This is a genomic window from Arthrobacter sp. 10T413_2, from assembly GCF_056394205.1.
Genome location: NZ_JBFTHK010000360.1, coordinates 1 through 1,089, shown reverse-complemented (window position 1 = coordinate 1,089; position 1,089 = coordinate 1). Strand labels below are relative to the sequence as shown.

The window sequence follows — 1,089 nt, the reverse complement described above, 5'->3', positions numbered from 1 at the left end:
GTCCAGGCCTTCTCACCGGTGGCCAGTCCGACGAAGTTGTCGACGGTCTTCGGCGCGTGGTTGCCAAAGAGGTTGACGACGATGTCGCCGAGGCTCGTGTGGATAGTGGCTTTTGCGGTTGCGTTGGCAGTCATAGGGCCTATTCTTCCATGACGGGTCTATGCGCATAGGGCCGCGCAGTCAGTTCCGCGYTGGGTGAAATCCACTGGAAATCGGCCTGAAGAATAGCCGGTGCGTTCCTAGACACGTAGGCTAACAGCAGAACCGTCACATTAATCKGGAGGTAGTTGTGAAGAAATCGGATCGTATTGCCCGTGACCTTGAGCAGTCAGTCAGCACCGGAGTAGACAACGCCAAGGATTGGGCGGCACCGCGGGTTGAAGCGGCCGTGAATTGGGCTGTTCCCCGGTTGCAGCAGGGACTGGACACCGCGTCCCCCAAGATTCAGGAAGGGCTTAAGTCGGCAGCCCACAATCTGGCCGGCAGCGTTGCCACCGTCACCCCCCGCCTTCAGGACAGCCTGGCCCACCTTGCGCCGAAGATCACCGAAGCCGCCGAGGGCGCGACTCCGCGCCTGCACGAAGCCGTGGACAAGGCGTCCCCCGTGATCGCCAGCGCACGGGACCGGGTGGTGGTCGAGTACCTGCCCAGGCTTTCCGACCAGCTCGGGCACGCTTCCGAGGCCGTCCACCGCACGCTGGAGAACGCTCCGGCCCATGTGGACGCCGTGGCGCAGAAGCTTGTTGACTCCGGCGTGGTCCGCAGCGTCCAGGAGCAGGCCAAGGTCACCAAAAAGCAGGCCAAGGCTGCCGGAAAGAACATCAAGGCCGCCGCCGCCGAGGCCGGTAAGACCGCCAGCGCGAAGCTCGCCAAGCCGCAGAAGCCCAAGCACAAGCACCGCGGGYTGCTGATCTTCGGCATCATCGCTGCCGCAGCTGCTGCCGGTGTTGCCGCCTGGAAGGCTTCCAAGCCGGTGGAGGACCCCTGGAAGGTGCCGACGCCGGTAACGCCGGCCCCTGTCGCGGCCAGCAGCGTCAACGAAACCCTCAAGGACGCTGCCGACAAGGCCGGCGCCGCCACAGTTGCGGC

Annotated in this window: 2 protein-coding genes; one reads left to right on the top strand and one right to left on the bottom strand. The window is 64.5% G+C overall.

Features of this window, described 5'->3' with window-relative positions:
- Positions 1-134: peptidylprolyl isomerase (locus AC1DBQ_RS23450; RefSeq protein WP_230011607.1), on the bottom strand; the 134-nt coding region annotated here is incomplete at its 3' end.
- A gap of 155 nt (positions 135-289) precedes the next feature.
- On the opposite strand from AC1DBQ_RS23450, the gene AC1DBQ_RS23445 reads away from it, so the two are divergent.
- A partial coding sequence (locus tag AC1DBQ_RS23445; RefSeq protein ID WP_476930773.1) for a hypothetical protein occupies positions 290-1,089 on the top strand: 800 nt, incomplete at its 3' end.